The 15,121-nt window shown below is 33.0% G+C and carries 12 protein-coding genes; 7 read left to right on the top strand and 5 right to left on the bottom strand.

Features of this window, described 5'->3' with window-relative positions:
- Window positions 1-3 precede the first annotated feature (3 nt).
- The 5 genes from Q4Q35_RS11465 to Q4Q35_RS11445 all read right to left on the bottom strand — a co-directional run bounded on the left by Q4Q35_RS11465 (window position 4) and on the right by Q4Q35_RS11445 (window position 6,563).
- Complete coding sequence (locus Q4Q35_RS11465) at window positions 4-1,779, bottom strand: OstA-like protein (protein ID WP_303278112.1); 1,776 nt, start codon at window positions 1,777-1,779, stop codon at window positions 4-6.
- Between the two features lie 143 nt (window positions 1,780-1,922).
- Window positions 1,923-3,209 (bottom strand): adenylosuccinate synthase, encoded by a 1,287-nt coding sequence (locus tag Q4Q35_RS11460; RefSeq protein WP_303278111.1) that lies wholly within the window; start codon window positions 3,207-3,209, stop codon window positions 1,923-1,925.
- Window positions 3,210-3,220: 11 nt separating this feature from the next.
- Entirely contained in the window at window positions 3,221-3,673 is a 453-nt protein-coding gene (locus Q4Q35_RS11455; RefSeq protein WP_303278110.1) for a Fur family transcriptional regulator, read from the bottom strand.
- Between the two features lie 26 nt (window positions 3,674-3,699).
- Entirely contained in the window at window positions 3,700-5,919 is a 2,220-nt protein-coding gene (locus Q4Q35_RS11450; protein WP_303278109.1) for a RelA/SpoT family protein, read from the bottom strand.
- Between the two features lie 71 nt (window positions 5,920-5,990).
- Window positions 5,991-6,563, bottom strand: coding sequence for a non-canonical purine NTP diphosphatase (locus Q4Q35_RS11445; protein WP_303278108.1), 573 nt, complete (start codon window positions 6,561-6,563; stop codon window positions 5,991-5,993).
- 194 nt (window positions 6,564-6,757) lie between these two features.
- On the opposite strand from Q4Q35_RS11445, the gene hpf reads away from it, so the two are divergent.
- From hpf to Q4Q35_RS11410, 7 genes are all read left to right on the top strand, one after another.
- Window positions 6,758-7,057, top strand: a complete 300-nt coding sequence (gene hpf, locus Q4Q35_RS11440) for a ribosome hibernation-promoting factor, HPF/YfiA family (RefSeq protein WP_303278107.1) — start codon at window positions 6,758-6,760, stop codon at window positions 7,055-7,057.
- A gap of 28 nt (window positions 7,058-7,085) precedes the next feature.
- Window positions 7,086-7,445 carry an MmcQ/YjbR family DNA-binding protein gene (locus Q4Q35_RS11435; RefSeq protein WP_303278106.1) on the top strand — a complete coding sequence of 120 codons (360 nt, stop codon included), beginning with the start codon at window positions 7,086-7,088 and terminating at the stop codon, window positions 7,443-7,445.
- Between the two features lie 216 nt (window positions 7,446-7,661).
- Window positions 7,662-8,177 carry an RNA polymerase sigma-70 factor gene (locus Q4Q35_RS11430; RefSeq protein WP_303278105.1) on the top strand — a complete coding sequence of 172 codons (516 nt, stop codon included), beginning with the start codon at window positions 7,662-7,664 and terminating at the stop codon, window positions 8,175-8,177.
- A gap of 689 nt (window positions 8,178-8,866) precedes the next feature.
- On the top strand, window positions 8,867-9,427 hold the full coding sequence (locus tag Q4Q35_RS11425) for a sigma-70 family RNA polymerase sigma factor (RefSeq protein WP_303278104.1): 561 nt from the start codon (window positions 8,867-8,869) through the stop codon (window positions 9,425-9,427).
- Window positions 9,428-9,507: 80 nt separating this feature from the next.
- Window positions 9,508-10,698 carry a FecR family protein gene (locus Q4Q35_RS11420; RefSeq protein ID WP_303278103.1) on the top strand — a complete coding sequence of 397 codons (1,191 nt, stop codon included), beginning with the start codon at window positions 9,508-9,510 and terminating at the stop codon, window positions 10,696-10,698.
- Between the two features lie 118 nt (window positions 10,699-10,816).
- Complete coding sequence (locus Q4Q35_RS11415; RefSeq protein WP_303278102.1) at window positions 10,817-11,278, top strand: hypothetical protein; 462 nt, start codon at window positions 10,817-10,819, stop codon at window positions 11,276-11,278.
- Between the two features lie 654 nt (window positions 11,279-11,932).
- Window positions 11,933-15,121, top strand: a complete 3,189-nt coding sequence (locus Q4Q35_RS11410) for a SusC/RagA family TonB-linked outer membrane protein (RefSeq protein ID WP_303278101.1) — start codon at window positions 11,933-11,935, stop codon at window positions 15,119-15,121.

Genomic DNA, 15,121 nt, shown 5'->3' with positions numbered 1-15,121 from the left:
TTCTTATTTTATAGTTTTAGGGGCTGTAAGCTTCTGTTTGCCCTTTATTTGAGTAGGTATATTTCTTGATGCTTTCGAGGGGTTTTTCTCGTCAGTTTTTGCTCGGTTATCGGCTTCTTCAATACGTTTTAGCATGTCTTCATCAAAGAAATTTTCTTGGGGAACATAATCTTCTAATCCTTTTATAACTGGTAGAACTAAAGGTGGATCGTCATTAAATAAATCTTCAACACTCATAGGACGTTCATCTTCACGCCAATCAAAACCTTTTAAGATTTTTTCTTTTTCAGGATATTTAGATTCTGGATGTAATTTACCGTCAACTTGATTTATTCGGTTATACTCTTCAATATCGCCATCGGCAAAAAGCATGGAAATACTTCCAGATTTGGCTTTATCAATTCCTATAAGTTCTTGTTTGTCATTGCGTGTATAAAAAATAGACTCAGCATTTTTAACGATGTCTACTTGCCGTAATTGATTTTCTTCATTAAACAACCCTGTTAACTTCATGCCGTAAATTTGATTATATCCATTTTCACTTATGGTATCTTTGCTTATAATAAAGGCATTATCGAAAACTCTTAGAGAGTCTATTTTTTCTGTTTCGGTATTTGAAATTAAATGAATGGTATCACCAGTCATTTGATTTGCAATATTCCAGATGATAGGTTTACGTTTTGTAGAAAACTTATCGCCAGAAGAAAAACGATCTATATTTATTAATTGAGTAATCCCGGTTTTTTGATTTGAATGTATGGAGTCTGCTTTCCCGCTGAGATCAGATTTAAATATTTTAGCATTATAATAGGCTCTTATAATACGATGTTCTGGTTTACCGGTTACCATGATTTTATCTGCATGCATATAGATAGAATCATTTTCTTGTAAGGTAATTGCTAAGGCACGTTTCGTAATAAATACAGAATCTTTTTCTTTAAATACTTCTGCATAATGACCTTTTATGATGCTGTTATTTATAGTATCGGTGACTTTTATGTTATTGGTGGCTGAAGCAAAACTAATATTGTTGTCAAAATATAAACTGTCACCTTCTATGATACGATTATCGTAATTTATTTTTGCTTTTTTTAGGGCATATCCTATCTTGGTTTCGGTGTCGTAAAACCCTTTTTCGCAATAGGTCTTACTTGTTGGAGTTGTTATTGTAGAAGGTCCGAATAAATAAGCATGACCGGTATCTGAATAAAAATCGAAAAAATTAGAGTTAATAGTCGATTCTTCATTTACCATAACGACATCTTCAACAAATTGATATTTACTAATTTCCATGTAATATCGACCAATTTTACTGGTAATGGTTCCAGACGAATCTTTTACAACAGTTCCACCATTTTTGTAAAATGCTTGTTGTTTGATGCGATCAAAATATAATGTATCGGAAGATATGGTAGAATTCGGATCTTTTAAAACAACATCGCCACTCGCAAAAGCTAAGCCTGATAAACCACTATACTCAACATATTTTGAAGTCATATTTATGGTGTCTCCTTGCTTTACTATAACATTACCATAAGCTTCAATAAAATTTTCTTGACTATAGTGAATAGCTTTATCGCACCACATATTTGCTCCTTTGTGTTCTATGTGTACTTGTTGTGCATCGTCACGTGTTAAAACTTTGGCACCCGGATATTTTTCTTCATCTACATTTAAAAATCCAGAATACTTAATTTCTATTTTCTTTTTTTCTTGTGCTTTAGATATTGAAACAAAGCCAATAAAAAGAATAAAAAGTAAAACTTGTAGTTTGTTCAAAATATAAAAGATTTGTCGCAAAAATAACGATTAAAATGGTGTTTAATTATCTGTTGGGATTTTTTTATGATTTACTGTAAAACAAAAAGAGGTCGTCTAAAAATTACTTTTAAACGACCTCTTATAATATATACTTTATATTTTTAGTGAACTAATTGCTCTCTAAAAATAGTTTGTTTTCTATCTGGTCCTACAGAGACTATGGTAATAGGGATTTCCAATTCTTTTTCTAAAAATTCAATATACTCGTTTAAAGCTTGTGGTAATTGTGACGCTTCAGACATTTCTGTTAAATCTTCCTCCCAACCGTTAAACTCAGTATAAATTGGTTCCACATTTTCCGGTTCTATGTTATAAGGGAAATGTTCAATAACCTCACCTTTATATTTATAAGCGGTACATACTTTTAAAGTTTTAAAACCTGAAAGCACATCGCCTTTCATCATCATTAATTGAGTAACACCATTTACCTGGCATGCGTATTTTAAAGCAATTAAATCCAACCAGCCACAACGTCTTGGCCGCCCTGTAGTGGCGCCAAATTCGTTACCAACACGTGCCATAGTTTTACCGTCTTCATCGAAAAGCTCGGTTGGGAAAGGGCCTGAACCAACACGGGTTGTATAGGCTTTAAAAATACCAAATACATCACCTATTTGATTTGGAGATACACCTAAACCGGTACAAGCACCGGCTGCAGTTGTATTACTTGATGTTACAAAAGGATAGGTTCCAAAATCGATATCTAATAGAGAACCTTGGGCGCCTTCTGCTAAAATGGTTTGTCCGGATTTTTGTGCTTGATAGATGTATTCTTCAGAGTCTATAAATGTTAAAGATTTTAAAACGTCTATAGCCTTAAAAAATTCTATTTCAAGTGCTGCTAAATCATATTCTATATCTACGTTATAAAAAGAAATCATAGATTCGTGCTTATTGGCCAATGCTCTATAACGTTCTTTCCAGTCGCTTAATTCTAAATCGCCCACACGAATACCATTTCTGCCGGTTTTGTCCATGTAAGTTGGGCCAATACCTTTAAGTGTAGAGCCTATTTTTGCTTTTCCTTTAGAGGCTTCGCTTGCTGCGTCTAATAAACGGTGTGTTGGTAAAATAATATGTGCTTTACGAGAAATAACTAAAGATTTTCTGTAATCTACATGTTGTTCTTCTAATTTGTCTAGTTCTCCTTTAAAAATAACTGGGTCTATAACAACACCATTACCTACTAAATTAGTAGCATTATCATGAAATATTCCTGAAGGAATGGTATGCAAAACATGTTTTCTGCCGTTAAAAACCAAAGTATGTCCTGCATTGGGACCTCCTTGAAAACGAGCTATAATATTGTAGTTTGAAGTAAGAACGTCAACAATCTTCCCTTTGCCTTCGTCTCCCCATTGTAGTCCTAGTAGTAAATCTACTGCCATTGTAACATTAATTATTTAGTTGATTTTCTATTTCCGTAAAAATAGAGCGAATGGTTATTAATTTCAATATCGAAAATGTCTTCTATTGTTTTTTTTATAGATTGAATTCTTGGATCACAAAATTCTATAACCTCCCCGGTATCGGTAAGTATAACATGATCATGTTGTCTATCGAAATATGATTTTTCGTAATGTGCCTGGTTTTGTCCAAACTGATGTTTTCTTACCAAACCACATTCTAGAAGTAATTCTATAGTGTTGTATAGTGTTGCACGAGACACACGATATTTCTTGTTTTTCATGTTAAGATATAACGACTCTATATCGAAGTGTTCTGTGCTATTATAAATTTCTTGAAGTATAGCATAGCGCTCGGGCGTTTTTCTGTGTCCGTTACTTTCTAAAAAGCTAGTAAATACGCTTTTAACTATGTCTTGATTTTTTGTATCTGCCTTTGCATTCATAATTTCATTGCAAATTTACACATTTTTTACACTCTGGTAACCTTATCTATACCATTAATTTTTTTAAGTTTTTCCAGAAGCTTTTTTATGATGGTATTGTTTTTTACAACAACATTGATTTTTCCAGAAAATAATCCGTCATCACTTTCAAAACTTAAGCTTTTCATATTTACATGCATATTGCCTGAAATAATAGAGGTAATATCGCTTACTAACCCTATATGGTCGATTCCTGTAATTCTAATTTGAGCCAAAAATTCTTGTTGTGTAGAGTCAATCCATTTGGCTTGCATAATTCTATATGCATAATTAGATTGTAAGCTAAGTGCGTTAGGGCAATTTTTTTTATGAATCTTAATACCTTCGTTAACTGTTAGAAAACCAAAAACTTCATCACCAGGAATTGGGTTACAGCAATTTGATATTTTATAGTCAAGCTTTTCTTCTTCTTTACCAAAAACTAAAGAGTCGTACTTTGCAGTTACCTCTTCTTTTTCTAAGTCTTCTTTGTTAATAGTTGTCTTTCTTGAAATTTTATTTTTAATAAAACTCATTAAGACATTACTTCTCGATGTAGCAAAACTTTTAATCATGGCATTATCGATAGTACCAATACCAACTCTATAAAATAGGTCTAGGCTTGTTTTAAGTTTGAAATAGTTAACTAATTCGTTTGTGGAGCTTTCATTCAGCGTAATTTTTAATTGTTTTAGCTTTCTTCTAAGAATTTCTTTACCATCTTCACCTATGCGTTTTTTATCTTCTTTTAAAGCTGATTTTATTTTGCTTCTGGCTCTGGCTGTAGTTGCGTAGTCTAGCCAGTTTGCATTGGGTTTAGCGCTTTCTGAAGTTAAAATATCTACCTGATCACCACTTTGCAATTGATGACTTAACGGTACTAATTTACCATTTACTTTAGCTCCTCTAGTTCTCATACCAACTTCGGTATGGATATTAAAAGCAAAGTCTAGAGATGTAGCACCTTTTGGTAATGATTTTAATTCTCCGGTAGGAGTAAATACAAATATTTCTTGTGAATATAGATTAAGTTTAAATTGCTCGACAAAGTCTACAGCGTTTATATCGGGATTTTCTAAAGCTTCTTGGAGTTTGTTAATCCAGTTCTCTAAATTATCTTCCTTTTCGTTACCTTGTTTGTATTTATAATGAGCTGCATACCCTTTCTCTGCAATTTCGTTCATGCGCTCACTTCGTATCTGAACTTCTACCCAACGTCCTTTAGGTCCCATAACAGTAATGTGTAAGGCTTCATATCCCGTAGATTTGGGAGAGGAAATCCAGTCGCGAAGGCGTATTGGGTTAGGCCTAAAATGATCTGTTACTACAGAGTATATTTTCCAAGCGAAAAACTTTTCATTAGTTTCATCACTTTTATAAATAATCCTTATTGCAAACTTATCATATACTTCATCAAAAGAGACTCCTTGATTGAGCATTTTTTTTCTAATCGAAAAAATAGACTTTGGTCTCCCTTTTATGGTGTATTCAAAATTTTCTTTATTTAATGAGTTTTTTATAACCTCACTAAATTCTTCTATGTATTTATCTTGCTCTTCTTTACTTTCTTTTATTTTGTCATAAAGGTCGTTGTAAACATCAGGTTCTGTGTATTTTAATCCTAAATCTTCAAGCTCGGTTTTAATGTTGTATAAGCCGATTCTGTGCGCTAACGGAGCATAAATATACAATGTCTCAGAAGCGATTTTTTCCTGTTTATCAGTGCGCATGGACTCCATAGTTTGCATATTATGAAGCCTATCTGCAATTTTTATTATAATTACACGTACATCATCGTTAAGGGTGAGCAGCATTTTACGAAAGTTTTCTGCTTGTAAAGACACATTCATGTCTTTTTCTTTACTTAAAGAAGATATTTTTGTGAGTCCATCTACAATAGTAGCAATGGTTTTTCCAAATAATTTTTCAATATCTTTTATAGTGTAATCCAGGCTATCTTCAACAACGTCGTGGAGTAGGGCAGCAGCAATAGAAGTCGCATCCAACCCAATTTCCTGAGCTACTATTTTTGCTACGGCTAAAGGGTGAAAAATATAGGCTTCTCCAGATTTTCTGCGTTGATCTTTATGGCCGTCTATAGCAACATCAAAAGCTTTTCGTATTAATTTTTTATCATCGTTAGATAGCGTTGTATAACTAACTTTTAATAATTCTTTGTAGGCTTTTGTAATCGCTGCATTTTCTTTTTCTATAGCTTCCTCTGTCATAGACTAAAAATAACATAAAGAATATTAACCACCAACATGTAATTTGGTTTTTTATCCCTCTTTTATTAATACTAAGAATTTAAAAAATGAACTAATTGTTCTATGGCTTTTCCTCGATGACCTATACTGTTTTTTAGGCTTAAATCCATTTCTGCAAATGTTTGTTGGAATCCTTTGGGTTTAAAAATAGGATCGTAGCCAAAACCTTGCTCACCACTTTTTGTTTTGGTTATGTCGCCTTCGCATATACCTGTAAAGGTCTGTTGTTTATTATTTAGTTGTAGTGTGATTACAGTTTTAAACTGTGCATTTCTGTTAGTTTTAGTATGTAATTCGGTTAGTAATTTATCCATATTGTCGTTTGCATTGCGTTGCTCGCCGGCATAGCGGGCAGAATAAACTCCTGGAGCCCCATTTAAAATGGTGACTTCTAATCCGGTGTCATCAGCAAAACAGTCATATCCATAATGTTTTTTTATATATGTTGCCTTCTGTATGCTGTTGCCTTCGATGGTATTTTGAGTTTCTGGAATATCCTCAAGACACCCAATGTCCTTTAAGCTTAATAATGTAATATGCTTAGGAAGTAAAGCCTGCACCTCTTTTATTTTGTTAAGATTGTTGGTAGCGAAAACAAGTTGCATAAGTTAGATGAATTTAAATCAAAAGGAATTCCTTGAGGCTCAGTCTCGAGGTTTCCATTAAATTTTCAAAAATACTATTATATTGATTTATAAGTAGAAATATTTTATGACTTTTTTATGACATTTGTTACTATTAATTATTTAAAAATCGTGTATTTTAGATAATAATTAAAACAATAAAAAGAGATATAATTATGACAGTAAATATTCAATATGTGGGAGTCGATGTAAGTGAAACACTTTCAAATTTTACAGAAGAGAAATTAAAAAAAATATTTAATCGTTATGAGTTTTTAATAAGTGCAACGGTGCATTTTAAGCAAGATGAAAATCAACATGAAATTGGTAAAATTTGTAGTATTGAATTGAGTTTGCCGGGACCTCGAATTTTTGCAACGTCCAATGAACGTAATTTTGAAGTATCTGTAAGAGAGACTATTCATGATTTAGAGCGTCAATTGGAAAAACGCAAGCAAGTTTATAAAACCCATTAATTTAATTGATGTTAAGTATTTATATAAGGTGAATATTGAAGATTATCGATTGTATTGTTTATCTAAGAAAGGAGCAACAGAATCTATTCCATTTCCTAAATTACCTAACATTCTTGTTTTTAAAGTAAAAGGAAAAATGTTTACGGCTACAAATATTGATACATTTAATAGTTTTAGTATTAAATGCGAGCCTGAAACTATAGAAGAACTTCGTATGCAATATGATGCATTGCAAGAGCCATCATATTTTAGTAAAAAACATTGGAGCAGTGTTTTGATGGACGGCTCTATTTCAGATAAAATATTATGCGAATGGCTGGATATTTCTTATCGTTTAGTTGTAGCCAAGCTTACTAAGAAAGAACGATTGGATTTAGAGAATTTGTAACTAATATCAATTTGGGTATAAGGTTTTAATCAAAAAGAATTCTTCACGGTTTTGCCTCTGGAATAATTCGTTTCAAGAAATTCTTTGTTTTTTTAAGAAAAAACTTTAATTATATTAGCGTATTTTCTGAAGATGTATTTTTAATCCCATAAAAACATAGTGACTGTTCTTATTTAAAACGGGTGTTAGCCTAAGAACCTTTTCTAAAATGGATAGATGTATAAAAACAAGGCACACGAGTTAACTATCAAGGAGTTTGAAAATATTTTCAATCGTCTATATGAGTTATTATGTCTTTTTGCTCATAAGTATGTTAATGATCTAAATCTTTCTAAAGACATCGTTCAGGATGTCTTTATAAAAGTATGGGAGGACAAGGGTGTCTTTTGTGATGAAGATAAGATAGAGGGCCTTTTTTATACTGCAGTAAAAAATAAATCACTTGATTTTTTAAGAAGTAAATATGCTAAAGATGTTAAGGCTTATCCTTTGGAGGATTTAGAAACTATGCAAACGGAAAATTACTTTTTATCGGAGGTTATTATAGTAGAAACATCAAATGCTATTGAAAGAGCACTGGAATCACTACCTAGTAAATGGGTTGAAGTTATGAGATTAAGTATTGCCAATTATAAGAACAAGGAAATAGCCGAAGAAATGAACATATCTGTTTATACAGTCAAGGAATATAAGAAAAAGGCCTATCGTAAACTCCGGAAAATTTTAGGTTAACTTAATAATTAAATAATTTTTTTAATCTTTTACCCCCTCTCTTTCTTTTCTTTTACGTTATAGTTATATAAAGTTGTGTGTAATTGCATATAATTTTATACAGACATAATTACGTGCAACCGCTATTCTTTCTTTAATTTATGGAGAGTTCAGACAAAATTAAATCACTTTCGAAGAGGATTGTAGCTTCGTTATTACAAAGTTGAGCCCTATTTTTAGAGAAATTCAATATGCTTGCTTAAAATGATAAAAAATGGATGCTTTTGGTATTACTAATAAAAATAAAAGAGAAATATGTCAAACGAAAATGATTTATAGGTATAGTGTAATGTAATAGCTACATCTATAGTCATCTTGCTTGGCTTAAAATAAAAAGATGTTATCAACACGCTCTAACTTCAGTTGATAACCTTTATTGGAGAATTTTGTGTTTTGATCCAAAAGGACAAAACCTATACTCAATTTGATTGAATATAAAGCCAGCGAACCCCTGTGCTTAGCTTAGTAGAAGTATCTCTCTATGTCTTAGTTTTGAGAATGGTTGGTTTCAAGAAATTCTTTATTATTCTGGAAGAACAGATAATTGTATTATCAAGTTTCTTAAAGATATATTTTAATGCCCCACAGAAACAATGATCGTTCTTATTTAAAATGGATATTTTTCTTAATAACCTTTTTATAGCGAATATATGAATCAAAACAAGGCACAGGAGTTAACTATCAAAGAGTTTGAAAATATTTTCAATCGTTTATATGATCGACTATGTATTTTTGCTTACGGGTATGTTAATGATTTAGACCTCTCTAAAGACATCGTTCAAGAAGTGTTTACAAAAGTATGGGAGGACAAGATTCTCTTTGAAAATAAAGACAGAATTGAAAGATTTTTTTATAAAGCAGTAAAGAATAAGTCCATTGATTTTTTAAGAAGTAAACGTGCTAAAGATGTTAAGCCATACCCTTTAGAGGGTTTAGAAACTTTGCTAATGGAAAGTTATTTTTTATCGGAGGTTATTATGATAGAAACATCAGATGCTTATGAAAGTGAAATAGAATTACCAAATTTTATTGAAAGAGCAGTGAAATTACTACCTAATAAATATGCTGAGACTATTAGATTAAGTATTAAAAATTATACAAACAAAGAAATAGCTAAAGAAATGAACATATCCATTCATACGGTCAAGGATTATAAAAAGGAGTCCTATAAAAAACTCCGAAAAACTTTAAGTTTCTTAAGAGTCAAATAATTTTTTTTAATTTTTTACCCCCTCCTTTTCTTTTTCTTTACGTTATTATAATGTACAATGACTATTAAATTCTTTAATTTATGGATGACTTAGACAAAATTAAATCACTTTCGAAGAAGATTGCTACTTCGTTATTAAAAGGTGAAACTCCCATTGATTTAGAGAAATTTAAAACGCTTACTGAAGATGATAAAAAACGTATAATTTTTGGTATTACTAATAGAAACAAAAGAGAAGAGCGTTTACAACTTAAAAAAGAATTAAATAAGGAAAAAGCTTTGAAAGCGATAATCGGTAAAGAAAAGCAAAAGCTTATCAGGCAAAAAACGTTTAAGTATAGTGCAATAGCTGCATCTGTAGTCATTTTACTTAGCATCACGGTTCTTTTAAATAAAGATGATGGACCGCAAATCAATACATCAATTATAGCAGAAAACAATATCAAAATAGGCACTGACAAAGCAGTTTTAACATTAGAGGACGGTTCTGAAGTGCATTTGGAAAAAGGTCAGGCTTATCAATTAAACAATATTACCAGTAATGGTGAAAAAATAACATATCCTACTGGCCAACAGGGAGGCTATATAGAAACAAAAACAGAAGAGATTGCCTATAATGTATTAACTGTCCCAAGAGGTGGGCAATTTATAATAAACTTATCAGATGGCACTGAAGTCTGGCTAAATTCCGAATCTCAATTAAAATACCCTGTAGCATTTAATAATGGAGAAACCAGACAAGTAGAGCTTGTTTATGGAGAAGCCTATTTTGATGTCTCACCAAGTACCGAACACAAAGGTGCAAAGTTTAAGGTGAGCAATGAATTTCAGGAAGTAGAAGTTTTAGGAACCGAGTTTAACATCAAGGCCTATAAAGATGAGGCAAACATTTATACTACCTTAGTAGAAGGCGAAGTAGCTGTTAGCAGCCAGGGTGAAAAACAATCCCTTAAGCTTAAGCCCGATCAACAATTAAATCTAAATACCCAAAATAATAGCTTAAACATAGTAGCGGTTAGCAATATGTACAAGGAAGTTTCTTGGAGAAAAGGCAAGTTTAGTTTCCGAGACGAAAGCATAAAGGATATTATGAATACCCTTTCCCGTTGGTACGACATGGACGTGATATTTGAAAACAAAAATGTGGAAAACGAGATATACTCAGGATCGTTTAGAAAAAACTCTCCAATAAAAGAGATTATGTCAGCAATTAAACAGGAAAGTAATGTCAATGGCTATTATATAAAAGATAAAACATTAACCATCATGTAGAAGATGTCATGTAAAAGTAATCCGTAGTACTATTTCAAGGAATAGACTAATGGCTTAAATAATAAACTAAACAAAAAATTAAACTGTAAACTAAACTAATACTTAAACCGTCCCAACCATGAAAACACATATATTTCTATTTACATTATCCAATTTTAATGCAAATACCACCAGTAACAGAGATGATATCACAGAAACAACTGATGATATTGTCGTAACTCTGTCAGGTGGATCTGGGCTCGACTTGTTCCCAGTAAGTCCAATAGGAGGTGATGGCTGCCCTAACATCATCTCCGTTGGCTTTAATATTGATGTCATTTCCTTTGTTGTGAAAGCATCTGAAATTGAATTTGATTACTTATCGGTTAATTCTTTCCAAACGAAGCCTGATGCTGATGACCCAGATTCGGTAAGTTATATGTTGAATGTAAAAGATGTATCAGGTTTTAAGCTAATGGAAATATATGATGAGTTTGGACAAATGGTGTTACAAGGTAAGAATAAAAGAGGTGCGGTAAGTCGTTTAGCTAAAGGGATGTATTTTTTCAAGGATTTGCAATTTAGTAGGAAACAGAAATAAAAAAAATAAAGAAGTATAACAGGAGTCTAATAAAAATAATAAATAATCCAGCAGATTAACTGGCTAACGAGAGAGTGAAATTATGTAAAAAACAAATTAAAATAAAGAAGCAATTTCAAAAAGAGAACAAGAATGTTTTTAGGTTTATTAAATTGGAAATTAATAAGCCCAGAACGTCTTTTTCTTTTTTGGGTTAAAGAAACAAGGTCTTTAAACAAACATTGACAAAACCAAACCTACAGTTAATGGGGCGTATAAATGAAAGGAGATAGTAAAAAAGATAAAAGCCATTTAAGTTGAAAGAAGGGTAAATCGGTTATCCGAGATTTAATAAAAACAAGGACTTACCTCATGAAAAGGTATGACTATTTCGTAACATTAAAATTGAACAAATAAAGATGAAAATAAGTATAAGGCATCCTTAAAAATACAGAGATAGAGTAAGAATGTAGTGTACGTCTAACAGTATGAGACTACACTCCTTATTTTTAATACTAACTGCATTACTAACTAAACTAACTAATGTTTTTATTAAATAAAAACACGTTCACAATTTTTATGCGAACATTTAAAATGTTGTTTTGTATCATATTGTTCGGCTTTATATCAAAACATACATACTCTCAAAATGGCCAGGTTGTTATAGATTCAACCATGAAGGTAACTGTTGATAAAGTATTCGATATTATTGATGCACAGACAGATTATTCGTTTTTTCATGAAGGAAATTTGTTTAAGGGTCTTCCCGAAGTAGTACTCAAGAAAGGAACTATTCGTATTAAAAAGTTATTAAGGAAGAGTATTCCTGTGGAGGATTTTGATATTACCATAAATGAGAACAATAGGATTATTGTTAAAAGAAAAACGAGTGGTAACAAGTTCCAAGACCAAGAGCAAATTCTGGTTGGCGTTGTCTCAAATGAGGAAGGTCAGGTTATACCAGATGTCGCCGTTTTAAAAAAAGGTACAAACAAAGGAACTACTACCAATATAAATGGTCGGTATACGATCATAGGAACCCATCCTGAAACTGTTTTGGAATTCTCATCACTAGGATATGAAACACAGGAAATCGTCGTTGGCAATCAAAGTAGCATCAATGTAACCCTTGAAGAGGATATTGATATATTGGATGCTGTAGAAATCGTGGGACATTACTACAAAAGGTCTAAACGAGAGAATCCAGGAAGCGTTTATAAAATAGATGCTAAAACTATAGAAAGACAGCCTGTATCCAATCCGTTGGCAGCTATAAACGGCTATATTCCAGGAGTCAATATTGTTCAAAACACAGGACTTCCCGGTAGTGGTTTTAAGATAGAGATACGTGGTAAGAACTTTATAAATGCAGGTACAGATCCGCTGTTTATTATTGATGGTGTCCGCTATGGTTCTGAATCATTGTCGTCTCCTGACGTTAATCCTGTTTTACTAGACGGAGGTCCGTTAGGTTTGGTTAATTATTTTGATATTGAAAGTATTGAGGTGCTTAAGGATGCAGATGCCACAGCTATTTATGGTTCTCTTGGTGCCAATGGCGTAATACTTATCACAACCAAAAAAGGTAAGGCAGGGAAAACCCAAATTAAAGTTAATGTTACGACTGGGTTTGCTAAGGTGTCACGCTTTATAGAATTATTAAATACGGAACAATATTTAGACATGCGATTAGAAGGACTTACCAATGATGGCTTCACACTCGAAACAACACCTTTATCTATACAAGGTATCATGCCAGATTTGTTTGAATGGGATCAAAATCGTTATACAGATTGGCAGAAAGTACTTATAGGAGGTACGGCTAACCGAAACACAGGCCAGCTATCTTTTTCGGGAGGTAATAAACAAACTCAGTTTATGCTTAGTGGGAACTATCAAAATGAAACAACAGTATTTCCTGGGAACTCAAAATATGAGAAGGCTTCTGTACAAAGTAATATCAATCATCAATCGTCAGATGAGCGTTTTCAGGTAAATATCTTAACGAACTATGTCGTAGAGGATAACCGCCTCCCGCTTGGTGGGCTTACAGACGAAGCTTATAATTTGGCACCGAACGCTCCAGCGCTCCACGATGTTTATGGGGAGTTGAATTGGGATGGATGGGTTCCAGCTTTTATGGATAACCCATTAGGATTGTTAGAAGGGGAGTATCGAGCTAAGAGTAAAAACCTTCTATTGAGTACGGTGATTTCTTATCGCCCTATACCAGCTCTGGAATTTAGAACCAATTTGGGCTATACGGATTATCAAAGAGAGGAATATAAAGCAACCCTACATACCAGATTTAATCCAGTTTTTGAATTTACAAGTATTACGAGATCGTCAATTTTTATTAACAAAGCTTCGCGTCATTCCTGGAATGTAGAACCGCAGATTGAGTGGGAAAAGGATTGGGGCAAAGCGAATCTTAATTTTCTGGTTGGAACCACATTCCAGCGACGTGTAACAAACCAGTTTAGAATATCAGGAGAAGGTTTCCAAAATAATAGTCAAATTCTGGATGTTTTTGCAGCCAATAAAACTTCAGATGGATTAGATCGAGAATCTAAATATAATTACCATGCTATATTTGGAAGGCTAAATTTTAACTGGGCAGGGAAATATATTGTGAATCTCACTGGACGGCGAGATGGCTCCAGCCGATTTGGCCCAGGTAAACAATTTGGTGATTTTGGCGCAGTTGGGGCTGCTTGGCTCTTTTCTGAAGAAACTTTCTTGGAAGACCATAAACTTTTAAGTTATGGGAAGCTACGCTCTAGCTATGGAATAACAGGTAGTGACAATATTGGAAATTATGGCTTTTATAATACCTATGAGACTCCGAAAAATGTAAGCTATGACGGATCGATACTATTACCGGATAAGCTACGCAATCCAACTTTGGGATGGGAAGAAACCAAAAAATTTGAAGTAGGTTTGGAGTTGGGGTTTTTAAAAGATCGTGTGTTATTTACAATGGCATGGTATAGAAATCGCTCTTCAAGTCAGTTGTTAGATGTTCCTTTACCGGGAACAGCAGGTTTTAATTTTGTAAATGCCAACTTTGATGCTACGGTAGAAAACACAGGTTTAGAAATAGACTTTCGGTCTGTAAATATTAGAAATCCTCATTTTAAATGGACGACGGTTTTTAATATTTCGATGCCTAAAAATAAGCTGATAAAGTTTGATGGACTAGAATATTCTTCTTTTGCAAATCAATATGTATTGGGGCAGCCGTTAAATATTCAAAAGCTGTATTATATGACTGGTGTCGATCCAGTAACAGGTGTGTATCAGTTCGAAGATTATAATAACAATGGTGTTATAGACCCCAGTCCTCTTTCAGAAGATCGTCAATGGATCGAGAATACAGCTCCAAAACTTCATGGAGGTATAAATAATATTTTTAACTACAAGAGGTTGAGTTTAGAGCTTTTTTTTCAGTTTAAGAAACAAAGAGGAACCGATGTTTTCTATAATCCAAATCACCCCGGTAGTTTTTTTAATCAACACGCATTGGTATTCAATCGTTGGCAGAAGGAAGGAGACCAAGTTTCGGTACAACGTTATACCATAGGTAATAGCGCCCAAGGTGCAGAGGCGATCACTGCTTATTCCAATTACCGTAGTAGTAATGCTTGGTATACAGATACTTCTTTTATCCGTTTGAGAAATGTTTCTTTAAGCTATGCTATTCCTAAAGTGGGCATTTCTGGACTAGATGCCAGTATATATGTGCAAGGGCAGAACCTTTTCACAATTACAAAATCCCTAAAGGCAGATCCGGAACATTCAGGAGATACGATAACGCTTCCAGTATTGCGGTACTTTACATTTGGGTTGGAACTGAGTTTTTAA

Origin of the sequence: Flavivirga aquimarina, from assembly GCF_030540835.1 — a bacterium.
Taxonomy (GTDB): Bacteria; Bacteroidota; Bacteroidia; order Flavobacteriales; family Flavobacteriaceae; genus Flavivirga; species Flavivirga aquimarina.
The sequence above is the reverse complement of the archived record's forward strand: the minus strand, read 5'-3'. Positions and strand labels throughout refer to the sequence as shown.